General features: G+C 72.6%; 18 protein-coding genes. 10 read left to right on the plus strand and 8 right to left on the minus strand.

What is annotated here, in order from left to right; translation table 11 throughout:
• Positions 1-121: 121 nt before the first annotated feature.
• The 5 genes from ABZ725_RS10335 to paaA are packed head-to-tail and all read right to left on the minus strand — an operon-like array spanning position 122 to position 3,801.
• Positions 122-1,183, minus strand: coding sequence for a 2Fe-2S iron-sulfur cluster-binding protein (locus ABZ725_RS10335; RefSeq protein ID WP_358802279.1), 1,062 nt, complete (start codon positions 1,181-1,183; stop codon positions 122-124).
• A complete protein-coding gene (gene paaD, locus ABZ725_RS10340; protein WP_358802280.1) occupies positions 1,183-1,758 on the minus strand; it encodes a 1,2-phenylacetyl-CoA epoxidase subunit PaaD in 576 nt (191 codons plus the stop codon). The genes ABZ725_RS10335 and paaD overlap by 1 nt, the downstream gene beginning before the upstream one ends.
• Positions 1,752-2,495 (minus strand): 1,2-phenylacetyl-CoA epoxidase subunit PaaC, encoded by a 744-nt coding sequence (gene paaC, locus ABZ725_RS10345; protein WP_358802281.1) that lies wholly within the window; start codon positions 2,493-2,495, stop codon positions 1,752-1,754. The genes paaD and paaC overlap by 7 nt, the downstream gene beginning before the upstream one ends.
• An 8-nt stretch (positions 2,496-2,503) precedes the next feature.
• Entirely contained in the window at positions 2,504-2,791 is a 288-nt protein-coding gene (paaB, locus tag ABZ725_RS10350; protein ID WP_020130608.1) for a 1,2-phenylacetyl-CoA epoxidase subunit PaaB, read from the minus strand.
• Positions 2,788-3,801, minus strand: a complete 1,014-nt coding sequence (gene paaA, locus ABZ725_RS10355; RefSeq protein WP_358802282.1) for a 1,2-phenylacetyl-CoA epoxidase subunit PaaA — start codon at positions 3,799-3,801, stop codon at positions 2,788-2,790. The genes paaB and paaA overlap by 4 nt, the downstream gene beginning before the upstream one ends.
• Positions 3,802-4,085: 284 nt before the next feature.
• Between paaA and ABZ725_RS10360 the strand changes: the two genes are divergently transcribed.
• Genes ABZ725_RS10360 through ABZ725_RS10370 form a run of 3 tightly spaced genes read left to right on the plus strand, consistent with a single transcriptional unit; the run spans position 4,086 to position 7,119 of the window.
• Complete coding sequence (locus ABZ725_RS10360; protein ID WP_358802283.1) at positions 4,086-5,108, plus strand: DUF5819 family protein; 1,023 nt, start codon at positions 4,086-4,088, stop codon at positions 5,106-5,108.
• The gene (locus ABZ725_RS10365; RefSeq protein WP_358802284.1) at positions 5,105-6,316 is read left to right on the plus strand and encodes an HTTM domain-containing protein; all 1,212 of its coding nucleotides are present in this window, start codon (positions 5,105-5,107) and stop codon (positions 6,314-6,316) included. The genes ABZ725_RS10360 and ABZ725_RS10365 overlap by 4 nt, the downstream gene beginning before the upstream one ends.
• Positions 6,313-7,119: a TrmH family RNA methyltransferase gene (locus ABZ725_RS10370; protein WP_358802285.1), complete on the plus strand. Its 807-nt coding sequence runs from the start codon at positions 6,313-6,315 to the stop codon at positions 7,117-7,119. Before ABZ725_RS10365 ends, ABZ725_RS10370 begins: the two co-directional genes overlap by 4 nt.
• A 3-nt stretch (positions 7,120-7,122) precedes the next feature.
• On the opposite strand, the gene paaN is transcribed toward ABZ725_RS10370, so the two are convergent.
• Complete coding sequence (gene paaN, locus ABZ725_RS10375; protein WP_358802286.1) at positions 7,123-8,814, minus strand: phenylacetic acid degradation protein PaaN; 1,692 nt, start codon at positions 8,812-8,814, stop codon at positions 7,123-7,125.
• 159 nt (positions 8,815-8,973) lie between these two features.
• On the opposite strand from paaN, the gene ABZ725_RS10380 reads away from it, so the two are divergent.
• Both ABZ725_RS10380 and ABZ725_RS10385 read left to right on the plus strand, forming a co-directional pair.
• Complete coding sequence (locus ABZ725_RS10380; protein ID WP_358802287.1) at positions 8,974-10,488, plus strand: 3-hydroxyacyl-CoA dehydrogenase; 1,515 nt, start codon at positions 8,974-8,976, stop codon at positions 10,486-10,488.
• Positions 10,485-11,087 (plus strand): TetR/AcrR family transcriptional regulator, encoded by a 603-nt coding sequence (locus ABZ725_RS10385; RefSeq protein ID WP_358802288.1) that lies wholly within the window; start codon positions 10,485-10,487, stop codon positions 11,085-11,087. The genes ABZ725_RS10380 and ABZ725_RS10385 overlap by 4 nt, the downstream gene beginning before the upstream one ends.
• Positions 11,088-11,110: 23 nt before the next feature.
• Here ABZ725_RS10385 and ABZ725_RS10390 read toward each other — a convergent pair whose 3' ends face one another.
• A complete protein-coding gene (locus ABZ725_RS10390; protein ID WP_358802746.1) occupies positions 11,111-11,590 on the minus strand; it encodes an Lrp/AsnC family transcriptional regulator in 480 nt (159 codons plus the stop codon).
• 316 nt (positions 11,591-11,906) lie between these two features.
• Between ABZ725_RS10390 and pdhA the strand changes: the two genes are divergently transcribed.
• From pdhA to ABZ725_RS10415, 5 genes are all read left to right on the plus strand, one after another.
• Positions 11,907-13,043 (plus strand): pyruvate dehydrogenase (acetyl-transferring) E1 component subunit alpha, encoded by a 1,137-nt coding sequence (gene pdhA, locus ABZ725_RS10395; protein WP_358802289.1) that lies wholly within the window; start codon positions 11,907-11,909, stop codon positions 13,041-13,043.
• Entirely contained in the window at positions 13,040-14,044 is a 1,005-nt protein-coding gene (locus ABZ725_RS10400; RefSeq protein ID WP_351905669.1) for an alpha-ketoacid dehydrogenase subunit beta, read from the plus strand. Before pdhA ends, ABZ725_RS10400 begins: the two co-directional genes overlap by 4 nt.
• Positions 14,044-15,411 (plus strand): dihydrolipoamide acetyltransferase family protein, encoded by a 1,368-nt coding sequence (locus ABZ725_RS10405; protein ID WP_358802290.1) that lies wholly within the window; start codon positions 14,044-14,046, stop codon positions 15,409-15,411. The genes ABZ725_RS10400 and ABZ725_RS10405 overlap by 1 nt, the downstream gene beginning before the upstream one ends.
• Before the next feature lie 153 nt (positions 15,412-15,564).
• A complete protein-coding gene (locus ABZ725_RS10410; RefSeq protein WP_358802747.1) occupies positions 15,565-16,410 on the plus strand; it encodes an NTP transferase domain-containing protein in 846 nt (281 codons plus the stop codon).
• Complete coding sequence (locus tag ABZ725_RS10415) at positions 16,407-17,780, plus strand: molybdopterin molybdotransferase MoeA (protein WP_358802291.1); 1,374 nt, start codon at positions 16,407-16,409, stop codon at positions 17,778-17,780. Before ABZ725_RS10410 ends, ABZ725_RS10415 begins: the two co-directional genes overlap by 4 nt.
• 86 nt (positions 17,781-17,866) lie before the next feature.
• On the opposite strand, the gene ABZ725_RS10420 is transcribed toward ABZ725_RS10415, so the two are convergent.
• On the minus strand, positions 17,867-18,985 hold the full coding sequence (locus tag ABZ725_RS10420; protein ID WP_358802292.1) for a potassium channel family protein: 1,119 nt from the start codon (positions 18,983-18,985) through the stop codon (positions 17,867-17,869).
• Between the last annotated feature and the right edge of the window lie 25 nt (positions 18,986-19,010).

Consider the following 19,010-nt stretch of genomic DNA (forward strand, 5'->3'; position numbering starts at 1 on the left):
AGAACAGGTTCTAGAAGAAGGGAACCGGGCGGTCACTCCTCACCGCCTGCCCGATGCATGCCTCACCGGACGAATCACCCGTCGAATCACGGTTGAACCATCGGCCGAATCACCGGTCGAATCACCTGTCGAAGTCCACCTCCACCGTCTCCGTCAGCGGGTGCGACTGGCAGGCCAGTACGTATCCGGAGTCCGTCTCCTCCGGCTCCAGCGCGAAGTTGCGGTCCATGCGGACCTCGCCGGAGACCAGGAAGGCCCGGCAGGTCCCGCACACCCCGCCCTTGCAGGCGTAGGGCGCGTCGGGCCGGTTGCGCAGCACCGTCTCCAGGACCGACTCCCCGTCCTGCACGGCCCAGCTTCCGCCCCGGCCGTCGAGCCGGGCGGTCACGGTGCTGTGGGCGGGGGCCGCCGTGCGCGCCGGCGGGGGCGCGTCGTCCACGTGGAAGATCTCCTCGTGGATCCGGGAGCGCGTGACCCCGAGCTCGCGCAGCGCCTGCTCCGCGCCCTGCACAAGCCCGAAGGGGCCGCACAGGAACCATCCCGCCACGTTCTCCACCGGGAGCAGCGAGGGCAGCAGAGCGGTCAGCCGCTCCCGGTCCAGCCGGCCTGAGGGCAGCCCGGCCTGCTGCTCCTCCCGGGAGAGCACGGTGACCAGGTGCAGCCGCTCGGGATGGCGGTCCTTGAGGTCGGCGACCTCCTCCAGGAACATCGTCGAGGCGGCCGTCCGGTCGCTGCGTATGAGGCAGAACCGGGCGGCGGGTTCGCGGGCCAGCAGCGTGGAGACGATCGACAGCACCGGGGTGATGCCGCTGCCGCCGACGATCGCCGCGTACAGGCCGGGCGCGGGGTCGAGGGTGAACCGGCCCGCCGGGGTCATCACCTCCAGCTCGTCGCCGACGTCGATCTCCTTCAGGGCGTAGGTCGAGAAGGCTCCGCCGTCGACCAGTCGGACGCCCACCCGGAGCGTGCGGGGTCCCTCGCCGGCCGGGTCGGGGGCGGGAGAGCAGATCGAGTACGTCCGCCGGACCTCGGTCCCGTCGGCCACGCGGCGCAGGGCGAGGTGTTGTCCGGGGGCGTGCCGGTACTCCTCGCGCAGTCCGTCGGGGACCGTGAGGGTGAGGGCGACGGAGTCGTCGGTGAGACGGTCCGCCGCGGCCACCCGGAGCGGGTGGAAGCGGGCCATCACAACTCCTTGAAGTGGTCGAAGGGTTCACGGCAGGCCAGGCAGCGCCGCAGCGCCTTGCAGGCGGTGGAGGAGAAGCGGCTGAGCAGCTCGGTGTCGGCGGAGCCGCAGTGCGGGCAGCGCACCGGGTCGGGGTCCGGATCGGGTTCCGGTGCGAGGGTCCGGGTCGGGCCGAGAGGCCTGTTCGGGCCGAGGGTCCTGGTCGGGCCGAGGCCCAGGGCGACGGGGCCGGTGTCCCGTACCGTCCGGGGCGGTGCGATGCCGAACTGCCGGAGCTTGCGGCGTCCTTCGTCCGTGATGTCGTCGGTCGACCAGGCGGGGGACAGCACCCGGCGTACTGTCACCTCGCGTACTCCGTGCGCGTGCAGCGCGCGCTCGATGTCCACGGACATCGCCTCCACCGCCGGACAGCCGGTGTACGTCGGGGTCAGCTCCACCTCCACGGCCTGTGTCCCGAGCACGCGCACGGCGCGCACGACGCCCAGCTCCTGGAGGGTGAGCACCGGCAGCTCGGGGTCGGGGACCGCGCCGGCGATCTCCAGCAGCTCCGCCTCCAGGGCGGTGGCGGTCACCATGACGCCCCCGGGTGGCTGCGGTGCAGGTGCTGCATCTCGGCGAGCATCCGGCCGAAGGACTCGGTGTGCAGGCCCTCACGGCCCGCGCCGGCCCGCCAGGCTCCGGTGCGCGACCCCTCGGGCACGGCCAGGCCGGCCCGCCCCAGTACGTGCCCCACCGATTCCAGCCAGGTCGCCTCCATGGCGGCCCGGTCGAGGTCGAGGCCGTCCACGGGGCGGAACATCTCTGCGGTGAACCGCCACAGTGCGGTGCAGGCCCGCTGCATCCGCTCGTGGCTGACCTCGGTGCCGTCGCCGAGCCGCAGTGTCCACTGTTCGGCGTGGTCGCGGTGGTAGGCGACCTCCTTGACGGCCTTCGCCGCGAGCCCCGCGAACGGGCCCTCTGCGGTCGCCAGCCGGTCGTACAGGAGGTGCTGGTAGGTGGAGAAGTACAGCTGGCGGGCGATGGTGTGGGCGAAGTCGCCGTTGGGCTGTTCGACCAACTGGACGTTGCGGAAGGCGCGTTCCTCGCGCAGGTAGGCCAGTTCGTCCTCGTCGCCGGCCATCGACAGCAGGATCCGGGCCTGGCCCAGCAGGTCGAGGGCGATGTTGGCGAGGGCGACCTCCTCCTCCAGCACGGGCGCGTGGCCCATCCACTCCCCCAGGCGGTGGGAGAGCACCAGGGCGTCGTCGCCGAGGGCGAGGGCCGCCGTCGTGGCGGCCGTCGCGACGGCGGTCGTGGCGGTGGTCGTGGGCACAGGCGCGTTCACAGGTGCTTCACCCCCTCCGGGATCTCGTAGAACGTCGGGTGCCGGTACGGCTTGTCGGCGGACGGTTCGAAGAACGGGTCCTTCTCGTCGGGCGAGGAGGCCGTGACCGCCGAGGACGGCACGACCCAGATCGAGACGCCCTCGCCGCGGCGGGTGTACAGGTCGCGTGCGTTGCGCAGGGCGAACTCCGCGTCCGGCGCGTGCAGGCTGCCGGCGTGGGTGTGGGAGAGGCCGCGGCGCGAGCGCACGAAGACCTCCCACAGGGGCCAGTCGGTGTTCGTCATGCTCGTGTCGCTCCTGTCTCGCCGCTGCGCTTGTCCGCGTAGGCCGCGGCCGCCTCCCGGACCCACGCGCCCTCGTCGTGTGCGCGCCTGCGTTGGGTGATCCGCTCTTCGTTGCAGGGGCCGTCGCCCTTGAGGACCTGCTTGAACTCGGTCCAGTCGATGGGGCCGAAGTCGTGGTGCCCGCTCTCCTCGTTCCACTTCAGCTCCGGGTCGGGGAGCGTGAGGCCGAGGGACTCCGCCTGGGGGACGCAGATGTCGACGAAGCGCCGGCGCAGTTCGTCGTTCGAGTGGCGCTTGATCTTCCAGGCCATCGACTGCGCGGAGTGCGCGGACTCGTCGTCGGGCGGGCCGAACATCATGAGCGAGGGCCACCACCAGCGGTCCACCGCGTCCTGCGCCATCGCGTGCTGCTCCGGGGTGCCGCGACTGAGGGACAGCAGGAGCTCGTACCCCTGGCGCTGGTGGAAGGACTCCTCCTTGCAGATGCGGACCATCGCGCGCGCGTACGGGCCGTAGGAGCAGCGGCACAGGGGGACCTGGTTGGTGATCGCGGCGCCGTCCACCAGCCAGCCGATCGCGCCGACGTCCGCCCAGGTCAGGGTGGGGTAGTTGAAGATCGAGGAGTACTTCTGGCGGCCGGTGTGGAGCTTGTCGAGCAGTTCGTCGCGGCCGGTGCCGAGGGTTTCGGCCGCGCTGTAGAGGTAGAGCCCGTGGCCCGCCTCGTCCTGGACCTTCGCCATGAGGATGGCCTTGCGGCGCAGGGAGGGCGCGCGGGTGATCCAGTTGGCCTCCGGCTGCATGCCGATGATCTCGGAGTGGGCGTGCTGGGCGATCTGGCGCACCAGCGTCGCGCGGTAGGCGTCGGGCATCCAGTCGCGTGGCTCGATGCGCTCGTCGGCGGCCACGGTGGCGTCGAAGGCGCGCTCGTACGCCGCGTCGGCTTCGACGGCGCTGTCCTGCGCGCTGTGCCCCTGTGTGCGGGCCGTCTGGTGCGCGGCTGCTGTCGCCATGCGGTCCCCCTTGACCTCGGGCCTCGGCTGGATGCCTCGGCCACGGCTCTCCCGGAGCCATCTCCCGACCGATCGTTCGGTCTGTCCGATTCCATGGTGGGACGGCCGTCGTAAGGTGTCAACCGCTGTGGATAACCTGCGGGCGTCCCCTGTGGACAACCACCCCGCCCCCGGCCCGTCCCGGGCGAAGCGGGGGGAGGGCTGCGCCGAACGGGTGAGGCTGAGTACCGTTCGCGATTGCGCGATGCAGCAGGAACACGACCGGGATCGGGGAACGGGGCGGAATGGACGCGTACGACGGAGGCTCTGGCGCTCCACGGGGGCGCAACACGTCTGAGGAGGCGGAGACGGACGCGGGGGCGGAGACGCAGACGCCGCCCGAGGAGGACGTCCTTCCCGGCGACGTCGTTCCCCGGCCCCGGACGGAGCTCCCGAGCACGGAGCTCCCGAGCACGGAGCTCCCGAGCACGGAGCTCCCGAGCACGGAGCTCCCGAGCTCCGAACCCGGTTCGCGGGCCGCCGACGACGACGGTCCCGGTGCCGAGCCCGCCGCCGCTGCCTCGGCTGCGGACCCTGCCGCCGGTCCGAGCGCGACCCCCGCCTCCGCCCCCGGCCTCGCGGCCGAGCCGCACCACGCCGAGCCCCACCACGCCGAGCCCCGGACCGGTGTGGCCGCGCTCTCCCCGCGCTATCAGATCGGTGCCGCGCTGGCGCTCGCCGTCGTCGCCGTCGCCGTCTGTGTGCACGTGGGGATGGTGTTCCTGCACGTCGCGCCGCAGAACACGGTCACGAAGGCGCACGGCCGGGCGATCGACGAATGGGTGTACCCGGAGTTCGAACAGAACTGGAAGCTGTTCGCACCGAACCCGCTGCAGCAGAACATCGCCGTCCAGGTCCGCGCGCAGGTCCGCACCGTGGACGGCGGGTCGCGGACCACCGGCTGGTACGACCTGTCCGCGCAGGACGGCCGGGCCATCGACGGCAACCTGCTGCCGAGCCACACGCAGCAGAACGAGCTGCGTCGCGCCTGGGACTTCTTCACCGCCACGCACAACAACGAGAACCGCCCCGTCGGCGTTCGCGGCGCTCTCTCCGAGACGTATCTGCGCCACATCGTGGTGCTGCGCCTGGAACGGGGCGGCGTGGCCGGCGACGACGGTGTCGTCGAGCGGATCCAGATCCGCTCGCAGACCACCAACGTGACCCCGCCGAAGTGGAGCACCGAGAAGGTGTCGATGAGCCCGGTGTACCGCGAGCTGTCCTGGTGGTCGGTGCCGACCGGCGAGACCGAGGGAGGCGCGAGGTGAACCGGTTCTCCCTGACGGTGTCCACCGCCATCGCCCGTGTCACCGAGTCGGCGCTCGCGCCGTACCAGAGCGCCGTCGTCCGGATCGGCTTCAGCGCCACCTGGCTGCTGTTCCTGCTGCGCGAGTTCCCCCACCGCCAGGAGCTCTACGGCCCCGACAGCCCCTGGGACTGGGAGCTGGCCCGGCAGCTGATCGACACCAACGGGGCGTTCACGGCCCTGATGTGGTCGGACGGACAGGGCTGGTTCCAGGCCGTCTACGCGATCGGGCTGCTCGCCAGTGTGGCGCTGCTGCTCGGCTGGCGCACCCGCACGATGTCGGTGCTGTTCATGGTCGGCGTGCTCTCGCTGCAGAACCGCAGCGTCTTCATGGGCGACGGCGGCGACAACGTCCTGCACCTGATGTCGATCTACCTGGTGTTCATGCGCTGCGGCCAGGTGTGGTCGCTGGACGCGCGGCGGGCACGGCGGGAGCGCGAGGCACGCGCGCGTGGGGAGCGGATAACGGACCGGGTCGGTCCCGTGCTGTGGGCCGCGTCCGGGTTCGTGCTGGTCACGGTGACCGTGGCGGGCCGTTTCCACAGCGAGGCGACCATTCCCGTGCTGCTGTGGGCGGCGTGGGTCGTGCAGGGCCTGTGGTGGGCCGTCGGACGTCTCAGGAAGTCGCCGGAGCCCCGGATCCTGTTCGAGGTGATCGGCAACATCCTGCACAACGGCGCCCTGGTCGTGATCATGATCGAGGCCTGTCTGATCTACGCGACGGCAGGCTGGTACAAGATCCAGGGTTCGCGCTGGCAGGACGGCACCGCCGTGTACTACCCGCTGCACCTGGACTACTTCTCGCCCTGGCCCGCGCTCGCCGACCTGCTGGCCGCCAGCGGCACGATGGTGCTGCTCGCGACCTACGGGACCGTCATCGTGCAGGTCGCCTTCCCGTTCACCCTGTTCAACCGGCGGCTCAAGAACGTCCTGCTGGCCCTGATGATGGCCGAGCACGCGGTGATCGCCGTGGTCCTCGGACTGCCGTTCTTCTCGCTGGCCATGATCGCGACGGACGCCGTCTTCCTGCCGACTCCGTTCCTGCACCGGCTGGGCGGATGGGCGTCGCGCGCGCGTGGACGGCTGTTCTCCGGCGGTGGGCGTACGGCCGCGGCGGAGCCGTCGGGCCAGAAGGAGCCCGAGCCGACCCGCGTAGGGTTCACGGCATGACCGATCGCGCGACCGCCGGTTCCGAGCGGCTCGATCCGCCCGACGGGCTCGACGGGCTCGATCCGCTCGGCCGGTGGCGCCGGTACACCGACGCCGCCGTCCTGCTCGACGGCTTCCACGCCCTCAAGCACGCCGTACGCTTCGGGGCCGAGGTCCTGGTCGCGGTCGCAGTCGACCGGCGGGCGACGCTCGCCCTCGCCGACGAACTCGCCCCCGACGTACGCGAGTCGCTGGACCGGCTTCTGACGGAGGTCCCGGAGGCGACGTACGCGTCCCTGGTGCCGCGCCCGCATCCCACCGGCGTCGCCGCCCTGGCGGTGCGGCCCTCCCGCGCGGCCAACCTGGAGCGGCTCGGGCACATGCCCCGCGCCACTCCCGTCGTCGTCCTCGACGATCCGCGCAACCTGGGCAACGCGGGGGCGGTGATCCGGCTGGCGGCGGGTTTCGGGGCGACCGGGGTGGTCACCACCGGCACGCTCGACCCCTGGCATCCGACCGTCGTGCGCGGCGGGGCGGGGCTGCACTTCGCGACCGCCGTGGAGCGGCTGACGGTCGACGAGCTGCCGGCCGGCCCGGTGTTCGCCCTCGACCCGGAGGGCGACGACATCCGGGGCGTCAAGCTCCCGGACGACGCCCTCCTCGCGTTCGGCTCGGAGCGCAGCGGGCTCTCCGCGGAGCTGCGCGCGCGTGCCGACCATCTTCTCGCCCTGCCGATGCGCCCCCAGGTCTCCAGCTACAACCTCGCGACCAGTGTGGCCATGACGCTGTACCACTGGAGCGCCACCGGGGGCGCACCCGCGTAGCGCCTACGCCTCCCGGCGGACCTCCACCACCCGGAAGCGGTTCGCGACGAATGCGCCGTCCGTGAGGGCCGCGTTGGCCGCCGGGTTGCCGCCCGAGCCGTGGAAGTCGGAGAACGCGGCCGTCTGGTTGACGTAGACCCCGCCGGTGAGGTTGAGGGACAGCTGGGCGGCCTCCTCCAGACAGACCTCCTCGATCGCCCGCTCGACCTCCTCGTCGGTGGTGTACGCGCCGACCGTCATCGCGCCCTTCTCGCGCACCGTGCGCCGCAGCAGGGCGACCGCGTCGGCCGCCGAGTCGACCGCGACGGCGAAGGAGACCGGGCCGAAGCACTCGCTCATGTAGGCGGCCTCGTCGTCCGGCTTGGCGCCGTCCAGCTTGACGATGACGGGGGTGCGCACGATCGCGTCCGGGAACTCCGGGTTGCTCACCTCGCGGGAGGCGAGGGCGACCTCGCCGAGGCCTGCCGCGGCCTCCAGACGGGCCTTGACGTCCGGGTTGACGATCGCGCCGAGCAGCGCGTTCGCGCGCGTGTCGTCGCCGAGGAGGCCGTCGACCGAGCGGGCCAGGTCGGCGACGACCTCGTCGAAGCTCTTCAGGCCCTCGTCGGTGCGGATGCCCGCGCGGGGGATCAGCAGGTTCTGCGGGGTGGTGCACATCTGGCCGCTGTACAGGGACAGCGAGAACGCCAGGTTGGCGAGCATGCCCTTGTAGTTCGCGGTGGAGTCCACGATCACCGTGTTGACGCCGGCCTTCTCGGTGTAGACCTGCGCCTGGCGGGCGTTGGCCTCCAGCCAGTCGCCGAAGGCGGTCGACCCGGTGTAGTCGACGATCCTGATCTCGGGGCGGGTGGCCAGCGTCTTGGCGATGCCCTCGCCGGGACGCTCGGCGGCCAGCGCGACCAGGTTCGGGTCGAAGCCGGCCGCGGCGAGCACCTCGCGCGCGACCCCCACGGTCAGCGCGAGCGGCAGCACCGCGCGCGGGTGGGGCTTGACCAGGACCGCGTTGCCGGTGGCGAGGGAGGCGAACAGGCCCGGGTAGCCGTTCCACGTGGGGAAGGTGTTGCAGCCGATGAGCAGGGCGGTGCCGCGCGGGACCGGGGTGAAGCTCTTGGTCAGCGCGAGCGGGTCGCGCTTGCCCTGGGGCTTGGTCCACTCCGCCGTGCCGGGCGTGCGGACCTGCTCCGCGTACGCGTACGTCACCGCCTCCAGGCCGCGGTCCTGCGCGTGCGGGCCGCCCGCCTGGAACGCCATCATGAAGGCCTGGCCGGAGGTGTGCATGACCGCGTGCGCGAACTCGTGCGTCCGGTCGCTGATCCGCTTGAGGATCTCCACACAGACCACCGCGCGGGTCTCCGCGCCCGCCTCCCGCCAGGCGCGCTGTCCGGCCGCCATCGCGGGCAGCAGGGTGTCCACGTCCGCGTGCGGGTACGTGACGCCCAGCTCGACGCCGTACGGCGAGACCTCGCCGCCCACCCAGTCGTCGGTGCCGGGCTGGCCGAGGTCGAGCCGGGTGTTCAGGACGGCGTCGAAGGCGGCCTTGCCCGCCGCCGCGTCCAGGCTGCCGTTCTCCCCGTAGGCCTTGGGGTGTTCCGGGTGCGGGGACCAGTACGCGCGGGTGCGGATCGCTTCCAGGGCCTGGTCGAGGGTGGGCCGGTGCTGGGCGATCAGGGCGGGCACGGACAGTTCGGCGGCCATGCGGGACCAACTCCTCGTCGTGAGAACTCTTCTTCGAGCCCATGACCTGGTGGAAACCTGGGCAGGCACCACCAGTCAGAGTTAGAGTAACCGAACGATCGGTCGGGACAAGGGGGCCTGCCGCATCTGTGGAAAACCCCGTGCGGGAGGATCGCGCACATGACAGCAAACGACCTCAGCAGCCCCGTGGCCGTCGTCGGCACCGGCACCATGGGCCAGGGCATCGCCCAGGTCGCGCTGGTAGCGGGCCACCCCGTGCGGCTGTACGACGCCGTCCCCGGTCGCGCCCGTGAGGCGGCCGCCGCGATCGGCGCCCGGCTCGACCGGCTCGTCGACAAGGACCGTCTCGCCGCCACCGACCGGGACGAGGCCCGGGCCCGCCTGAAGGCCGCGGAGAGCCTCGCCGACCTCGCGGACTGCTCCCTGGTCGTCGAGGCCGTCGTCGAGGACCTGGCGGCCAAGCAGGAGCTGTTCCGGCAGCTGGAGGACGTGGTCGGCGAGGACTGTCTGCTCGCCACCAACACCTCGTCCCTGTCGGTGACCGCCGTCGCGGGCGCCCTGCGCAACCCGGGCCGCTTCGTCGGCCTGCACTTCTTCAACCCGGCGCCACTGCTGCCGCTGGTGGAGGTCGTCTCCGGGTACGCCACCGACGTCACCTCGGCCACGCGCGCGTACGAGACCGCCCGCTCCTGGGGGAAGACGCCGGTCGCCTGCGCCGACACCCCCGGCTTCATCGTCAACCGCATCGCGCGGCCCTTCTACGCCGAGGCGTTCGCCGTCTACGAGGCACAGGGCGCCGACCCGGCCACCATCGACGCGATCCTGCGCGAGTCGGGCGGCTTCCGGATGGGCGCCTTCGAGCTGACCGACCTGATCGGGCAGGACGTCAACGAGTCGGTCACGCACTCCGTGTGGCGGTCCTTCTTCCAGGACGTGCGGTTCACGCCCTCGCTCGCTCAGCGCCGCCTGGTCGAGTCGGGCCGCCTCGGCCGCAAGTCCGGCCAGGGCTGGTACGACTACCGGGAGGACGCCGAGCCGGCCGAGCCGCACACCGCGGAACCGGCCCAGCCGCCCGCGTACGTCGTCGCCGAGGGCAACCTGGGCCCCGCGTCGGAGCTGCTCGCGCTGATCCGTGAGGCGGGCGTACAGGTCCGCGAGGAGGAAGAGGACCACGGCACCCGCCTGGTGCTGCCCGGCGGCGGGCAGCTCGCCCTGGCCGACGGCCAGACCTCCGTGGAGTTCCGGGACGTCGTCTACTTCGACCTCGCCCTCGACTACCGCAAGGCCACCCGCATCGCCCTGTCCGCCTCCCAGGACACCTCCACCCAGACGATGTCCGAGGCGATCGGCCTGTTCCAGGCGCTCGGCAAGGACGTCAGCGTCATCGGCGACATGCCCGGCATGATCGTCGCCCGTACGGTCGCGCGGATCGTCGACCTCGCGCACGACGCCGTGGCCAAGGGCGTCGCCACCGAGGAGGACGTCGACACCGCGATGCGCCTGGGCGTGAACTACCCCCTGGGCCCCTTCGAGTGGAGCCGCAGGCTCGGGCGCACCTGGGCCTGCGCCCTCCTGGACGACCTGCACGACCGCGACCCCTCCGGCCGCTACGCGCCGTCCCTCGCGCTCTACCGGCACTCCTATGCCACCGAGAAGCGGGAGGGCGCCTCGTGACCACCGCCAAGCGCGACACCTACACGCCGGAGACCCTGCTCTCGGTCGCCGTGCAGGTCTTCAACGAGCGCGGCTACGACGGCACCTCCATGGAGCACCTCTCCAAGGCCGCAGGCATCTCCAAGTCGTCGATCTACCACCATGTCGCCGGCAAGGAGGAACTGCTGCGGCGGGCCGTCAGCCGGGCCCTGGACGGCCTCTTCGGGATCCTCGACGAGGAGCACGCGCGCGTGGGGCACGCCTCGCAGCGCCTGGAGTACGTCGTGCGGCGCATGGTCGAGGTGCTCATCGGCGAACTGCCCTACGTCACCCTGCTGCTGCGCGTGCGCGGCAACACCGACACGGAGCGGTGGGCGCTGGAGCGCCGCCGCGACTTCGACCACCGGGTCGCCGAGCTGCTGCAGGCGGCCGCCGCCGACGGGGAGGTACGCGGCGACGTGGAGGTGCGACTCGCGACGCGACTGGTCTTCGGGATGATCAACTCGATCGTCGAGTGGTACCGGCCCGGTGGCCGGGGCATGGTCGAGATCGAGGTGGCCGACGCGGTGGTACGGCTGGTCTTCGAGGGGCTGCGAACGGCTCCCCGAGCGGCCCCCTAGGGCTCGGGGGCTCAGCCCGGGGCTCAGCCCTGCGGTTCCAGGTCCTCCTCCTCGAACACCAGCAGCGTGCGCGTGCTGAGCACCTCCGGGATCGCCTGGAGGCGGGTCAGCACGACCTCGCGCAGCGCTCTGTTGTCGGGCGTGTGCACCAGGAGCAGGACGTCGAAATCGCCCCCGACGAGGGCGATGTGGGAGGCGCCGGGCAGCTGCGTGAGCTGCTCGCGCACCGTCCGCCAGGAGTTCTGGACGATCTTCAGCGTGATGTAGGCACTCGTGCCCTGGCCCGCGCGCTCGTGGTCGACCCGGGCGCCGAAGCCGCGGATGACGCCGTCCTCGATCAGCCGGTTGATCCGCGCGTAAGCGTTTGCGCGCGAGACGTGGACCCGTTCGGCGACCGACCGTATCGAGGCGCGGCCGTCCGCCTGGAGCATCTGCAGAATGTCCTGATCGATGGCGTCCAGCGGGCGCGGCGGCGACAGCGGGGCACTGTGCGGCTGGGGCACGCCGCCCGGTTGCGCCGGACCGCCCGGCCGCTGCGGGCCGCTCGGCTGTGGCGTGGTCGGCTGCGGGCCGCTCGGCTGCGGGCTGGTCTCGGGAAGCGTGGCACCGTGCTCCGGCCCTTCGGCCATTTGTTCAGGTGCCATGTCCCCCCACCTTCCTGTCATGGACGTACTGCGTCCATCTCAGGCTGTGGAGAACCGTTTGTCCACAGCCTGAGGGGGCCTGTAGCCAAAATGTGCCGACGACCGAACAATCGGTAGGTGAGACGGGTCACAACCGACGCGTCTCCCGTAGCCGCTCCCACGAGGAGGTGCCGTCATGACGGTCATGGAGCAGCGGGGCACGTACCGCCCCACGCCGCCGCCCGCCTGGCAGCCCCGTACCGACCCCGCGCCGCTGCTGCCCGACGCGGAGCCGTACCGCGTCCTCGGCACCGACGCGGCCGCACAGGCCGACCCGGAGCTGCTGCGCCGGCTCTACGCACAGCTGGTGCGCGGCCGCCGCTACAACGTCCAGGCCACCGCCCTCACCAAGCAGGGCAGACTCGCCGTCTACCCCTCCAGCACCGGCCAGGAGGCCTGCGAGATCGCCGCCGCGCTCGCCCTGGAGGAGCGGGACTGGCTCTTCCCCAGTTACCGCGACACCCTCGCCGTCGTCGCACGCGGCGTGGACCCCGTCGAGGCCCTCACCCTGCTGCGCGGCGACTGGCACACCGGCTACGACCCCTACGAGCACCGGGTCGCGCCCCTGTGCACCCCGCTCGCCACCCAGCTCCCGCATGCCGTCGGCCTTGCGCACGCCGCCCGCCTCAAGGGCGACGACGTGGTCGCGCTCGCCATGGTCGGCGACGGCGGCACCAGCGAGGGCGACTTCCACGAGGCGCTGAACTTCGCCGCCGTCTGGCAGGCTCCGGTCGTCTTCTTCGTGCAGAACAACGGCTTCGCGATCTCCGTCCCGCTCGCCAAGCAGACCGCCGCCCCCTCGCTGGCCCACAAGGCCGTCGGGTACGGCATGCCGGGCCGCCTGGTCGACGGCAACGACGCGGCCGCCGTGCACGAGGTGCTGGCCGACGCCGTGCGCCGCGCGCGCGAGGGCGGCGGCCCCACGCTCGTCGAGGCGGTCACCTACCGCATCGAGGCGCACACCAACGCCGACGACGCCACCCGCTACCGCGGCGACGCCGAGGTCGAGACCTGGCGCGAGCACGACCCGATCGAGCTGCTGGAGCGCGAACTGACCGCGCGCGGACTGCTCGACGAGGACGTGAAGAGATCCGCGCGGGACGCCGCCGAGGCGATGGCCGCGGACCTGCGTGCCCGGATGAACCAGGACCCCGTCCTCGACCCCATGGACCTGTTCTCCCACGTGTACGCCGAACCCACCTCCCAACTGCGGGAGCAGCGGGCGCTGCTGCGCGCGGAGCTCGAGGCGGAACAGGAAGGCGCGCACCGATGACGACCGTCGCCCTCAAGCCCGCCACCATGGCGCAGGCCCTCACGCGGGCGCTGCGGGACGCGATGGCCGCCGACCCCTCTGTGCACGTCCTGGGCGAGGACGTCGGCACCCTCGGCGGCGTCTTCCGCGTCACCGACGGCCTGGCCAAGGAGTTCGGCGAGGCCCGCTGCACGGACACCCCGCTCGCCGAGGCCGGCATCCTCGGCACCGCCGTGGGCATGGCGATGTACGGCCTGCGCCCGGTCGTCGAGATGCAGTTCGACGCCTTCGCCTACCCGGCGTTCGAGCAGCTCATCAGCCATGTCGCCCGTATGCGCAACCGCACTCGCGGCCGGATGCCGTTGCCGATCACCGTTCGCGTGCCCTATGGCGGCGGCATCGGCGGCGTCGAGCACCACAGCGACTCGTCCGAGGCCTACTACATGGCGACCCCGGGCCTCCATGTCGTCGCGCCCGCCACGGTCGCCGACGCCTACGGCCTGCTGCGTGCCGCCATCGCCTCCGACGACCCCGTAGTCTTCCTCGAACCCAAGCGGCTGTACTGGTCCAAGGACTCCTGGAACCCCGAGGACCCGGGGACCGTTGAACCGATAGGCCGTGCGGTGGTGCGGCGCTCGGGGCGGAGCGCCACACTGATCACGTACGGGCCGTCGGTGCCGGTCTGCCTCGAAGCCGCCGAGGCGGCGAGCGCCGAGGGCTGGGATCTCGAAGTCGTCGACCTGCGCTCCCTGGTGCCGTTCGACGACGACACGGTCTGCGCCTCGGTACGGCGGACCGGCCGGGCGGTCGTCGTCCATGAGTCGGGTTCCTTCGGCGGCCCGGGCGGAGAGATCGCGGCCCGCGTCACGGAGCGCTGCTTCCACCACCTGGAAGCGCCGGTGCTGCGCGTCGCCGGGTTCGACCTCCCGTACCCGCCGCCGATGCTGGAGCGCCACCACCTGCCCGGCGTCGACCGGATCCTGGACGCGGTGGCACGGTTGCAGTGGGAGGCCGACAACTGATGGCACAGGTGCTGGAGTTCAGACTGCCCGACCTCGGCGAGGGGCTCACCGAGGCGACGATCGTGCGCTGGCTGGTCCAGGTCGGCGATGTCGTCGCCGTGGATCAGCCGGTCGTCGAGGTCGAGACGGCCAAGGCGATGGTCGAGGTGCCCTGCCCCTACGGCGGCGTGGTCACCGCCCGCTTCGGCGAGGAGACCACGGAACTGCCCGTGGGTGCCCCGCTGATCACGGTCGCGGTCGGCGCGCCTGCCTCCGGCGAAGCGCTCGGCCCGGCCGGGCCCGCCCGCCCGACCGAGGGCTCGGGCTCCGGCTCGGGCAATGTGCTGGTCGGATACGGCACGGCGGAGGCCCCCGCGCGCAGGCGCCGGGTGCAGCGGCCGGCGGCACCGTCGGCTCGGGCGGCTTCGACGGCGACGGCAGCGGCGGCGGCGGCTTCGGTGGTCGCCGACGGGCCCGTCCCGGTGATCTCCCCGCTCGTCCGTCGCCTCGCCCGCGAGAACGGCCTGGACCTTCGGGAGCTCACGGGCACCGGCCGCGACGGGCTGATCCTGCGCGCGGACGTCGAGAACGCGCTGCGCGCGGGCACTGCGGACAGCCGTGTCGCCCAGCCGGCCCAGCCCGCCCCGCCCGTCCAGCACGCGCAACCGAGACAGCCCGTCTCCTCCTCCGCGCTCTCCGGCGGCCGCCGGATCCCCCTCAAGGGCGTCCGCGGTGTCGTCGCCGACAAGCTCTCCCGCAGCCGGCACGAGATTCCGGACGCGACCTGCTGGGTGGACGCCGACGCGACGGAGCTGATGCGTGCCCGGGCCGCCATGAACGCGACGGGCGGGCCGAAGATCTCCCTCCTCGCGCTGCTGGCCCGTATCTGCACCGCGGCCCTCGCCCGCTTCCCGGAGCTCAACTCGAGCGTCGACATGGCGGCCCGGGAGGTCGTCCAGTTCGACCATGTCCACCTCGGCTTCGCCGCGCAGACCGCGCGGGGACTCGTCGTGCCCGTCGTCCGGGACGCGCACGCCCGGGACGCGGAGGGGCTCACCGCCGAGCTCGCGCGGCTCACCGAGGCCGGCCGCGAAGGACGCCTCACCCCGGGGGAGTTGACCGGCGGCACCTTCACGCTGAACAACTACGGCGTGTTCGGCGTCGACGGCTCCACGCCGATCATCAACCACCCCGAGGCGGCCATGCTCGGCGTCGGCCGCATCGTCCCCAAGCCGTGGGTGCACGAGGGCGAGCTTGCCGTGCGCCAGGTCGTCCAGCTCTCGCTGACCTTCGACCACCGGGTGTGCGACGGCGGCACGGCGGGAGGCTTCCTGCGCTACGTCGCGGACTGCGTGGAGCAGCCGGCGGTGCTGCTGCGCACGCTGTGAACGCGGGCGGGCTGTCGCGTTCCCCGTGATCCAGGGGGCACGCATCCCCGGGACGGACCGCATACTCGGGGGGTGACCTCGAACGAGCCCGCCGAGTCCGTCGAACACGACGCCGCCGATGACGCCGTCCATGGCGCCGCATACGACGCCGTCGTGCTCGCCGGTGGCGGTGCCCGTCGGCTCGGCGGCGCCGACAAGCCGGGCGTGCGGGTGGGCGGGCGCGCGCTGCTGGACCGGGTGCTGGGCGCCTGCGCCGACGCGCGGACCACGGTCGTCGTCGCCGACCCCCGCCGCACCGCCCGCTCCGTGCGCTGGGCGCGTGAGGACCCGCCCGGTGCGGGCCCCGTCGCCGCGCTCGAGGCGGGGCTGCGCCACACCACCGCGGAGGACGTCCTCGTCCTCTCCGCCGACCTGCCGTTCCTCGCGGCGGGCACGGTACGGCGGCTGCTGACCACCCTGCGCGCCGACGCGGCCGAGGGCGCGCTGCTCACCGACGCGGACGGCCGTGACCAGCCGCTCGTCGCCGCGTACCGTACCGCCGCCCTGCGCCGCGAACTGGCGGCGCTCACCGCGGACCAGGGCGGCCTCGGCGGGCTGCCCCTGCGCCGGCTGACCGCCGGGCTCGATCTCACCCGCGTCCCCGACCCGGTCGGGTCCTTCGACTGCGACACCTGGGACGACATCGCCACCGCCAGGGCACGTATCAGGGAGCATGGCCACGTGTTGGATGAATGGATTTCCGCAGTCAAGGACGAGCTGGGCATCGACCTCGATGTCGACACCGGCCTTCTCCTCGACCTCGCCCGCGACGCCGCCCACGGGGTGGCCCGGCCCGCGGCCCCGCTGACCACCTTCCTGGTGGGCTACGCGGCCGCCCGGGCCCAGGGCGGCCCGGAGGCCGTCGCCGAGGCCGCCCGCAAGGCCGCCGCGCTGGCGCTGCGCTGGGCGGAGGAGGCCGAGCAGGACAAGGCCGGCGGCTCCGGTCCGGACGCCGGATGACGCCCCGCGGCACCCGGCAGGGCCTCGATGCCGAGGACCTCGACGTCGAGGAGGCGCTCGCTCTCGTGAAGGACGGCAACGGCCCCGCGCAGTGCGACGGCAACGGCACGCAGTCCTCCCCCGCCCCGCAGGCCGGGCACCGGGCCGCCTCCGAAGAGCACCGCCACCAGGCCACTCCCTGGCCAGAGGCGCGGAGGATCGCCGCCCGCGCCGCACGGTCCGCCGCCGCCCGCCGCGCCCCCGTCTCCGTCACTCTCGACGACGCCCTCGGCCTCGTCCTGGCCGCCCCGCTGGCCGCTCTCACCGACCTGCCCTCCTTCGACACCTCCGCGATGGACGGCTGGGCGGTCGCAGGCCCCGGCCCCTGGCACGTGCGGGACGAGGGCGTGCTGGCCGGGAGCGCGGCGCACGCACCGCTCGCCGACGGCGAGGCCGTCCGGATCGCCACCGGCGCCCGGATCCCCCCGGACACCACCGCGGTGCTGCGCAGCGAGCACGGCCGCACCGACGACAATGACCGACTGCACCCGACCCGCGAGATGCAGCACGGCCAGGACATCCGCCCGCGGGGTCAGGAGTGCCGCTCCGGCGACCAGTTGCTGCTCGCCGGAGCCGTGGTGACCCCGGCCGTCCTCGGCCTTGCCGCGGCCGCCGGGTACGACACGCTGGCCGTCGTTCCCCGGCCCCGGGTCGAGGTGCTGGTCCTGGGCGACGAACTGCTCACGGAGGGCCGCCCGCACGACGGCCTCATCCGGGACGCGCTCGGCCCGATGCTGCCCCCGTGGCTGCGGGCGCTGGGCGCCGAGGTCACCGCCGTCCGCAGGCTTCGTGACGACGCGAAGGTCCTGCACAAGGCCATCACCTCATCCGGTGCCGACCTGATCGTCACCACCGGGGGCACCGCCTCCGGCCCTGTCGACCACGTCCACCCCACACTGCGCCGTATCGGCGCCGAACTCCTCGTCGACGGCGTCAAGGTGCGTCCCGGGCACCCCATGCTGCTGGCCCGCATCAAGGACGATCAGCACCTCGTGGGCCTGCCCGGCAATCCGCTGGCGGCCGTCTCCGGCCTGCTCACCCTCGCCGAGCCCCTGTTGCGCACGCTCGCCGCCCGGTTGGCCCCGGAGTCGTATGCGCTGCCGCTGAGGGAGACGGTGCACGGGCACCCCTACGACACGCGGCTCATCCCGGTCGTCCTGCGGGGCGATCATGCCGGGCCGCTGCACTACAACGGGCCGGCCATGCTGCGGGGCATCGCGGCCGCCGACGCCCTCGCCGTCGTCCCACCGGGCGGCGCGCGAGCGGGTCAGGAGGCCGAGCTCCTCGACCTGCCATGGGCGACCGCCGGGATCGGCGCATGTTTCACGTGAAACATGCGCCGTGTTTCACGTGAAACACCCCCCGAATCGGGCGCTCGACACCCCTTGAGCCAGGCGCTGTTTCACGTGAAACATCGTCATGCGTGGTCGGCGGGCGGAACGGCCCGGCTGACCGTGATGACGTGGTCTCCCGGCCGCAGACTGGTGAGCCGGGGATCGGCGTAGTCCAGCAGTTCCTTGCCCCGGACCACGGCGACGACCAGGTCCGCGCAGGTCCGTGGTGCCTTTCCTGCCTCCGCCTTGGTGATCGGGCGCTCGATGAGGTCCAGGCCGCTGCCGAGGGTCATCAGGTCCTCCAGGGTCCTGGCCACGGTCGGGCTGACCATCGAGACGCCGAGCAGTCGGCCGGCGGAGCTGGAGCTGGTGATCACGGTGTCCGCGCCGCTCTGCTTGAGCAGCGGCACGTTCTCGTCCTCCCGGGCGGCGGTCACGATCGTGGCGCGCCGGTTCAGCTGGCGGGCGGTGAGGGTGACCAGGGCTGCCGTGTCGTCGCGTTGCGGGGCGACGATCACCCGGGAGGCGTTCTGGACCTCGGCCTTGAGGAGCGTCTCCGAGCGGGTGGCGTCCCCGGTCACCGCGACCAGCCCGTCGTCGCCGGCCATGTTCGCGGACTTCCGCTGTGCGTCCACGATCACGATCCGGTCCTTGGGGATGCCCTGCCCGATGAGGGTCTGCACGGCGTGCCGGCCCTTCGTGCCGTATCCGACGACCACGATGTGGTCACTGGTGCGGGCCCGCCAGCGGTGGATGCGGACCTGCTGGCGGGTGCGCTCGGTGAGTACCTCCAGGGTGGTGCCGACCAGGATGATCAGGAACAGCACGCGCAGCGGTGTGATGACCAGGATGTTGACGAGCCGGGCCATGTCGCTGACCGGGGTGATGTCGCCGTAGCCGGTGGTGGAGAGGGTGACGGTGGCGTAGTAGGCGGCATCGAGGAGGCCGACCGAGCCGTCCGAGTTGTCGTTGTACCCGTCGTGGTCGGCGTAGACGATCAGGGTGGTGGCGGCCAGCACCAGTAGGCCCATGGCGAGGCGCCGCAGCACCTGCTGGAGCGGGGGCACACTGATGTGCATGGGCATCGTGATGGAGCGGCCCGCCTCGGCGTCGTCCCGGGCCTCGGTGCGCGAGCGGTACCAGAGGGACCTGAAGAGGGAGAGCCGGGCCGGACCGGCGGGGTGTCGTTCCTGGTCCTTCATCGTGTGCCCCCTGTGGTGGTCATTC

The sequence above is a fragment of the Streptomyces sp. NPDC006872 genome (genome assembly GCF_040635845.1).
Taxonomy (GTDB): domain Bacteria; phylum Actinomycetota; class Actinomycetes; order Streptomycetales; family Streptomycetaceae; genus Streptomyces.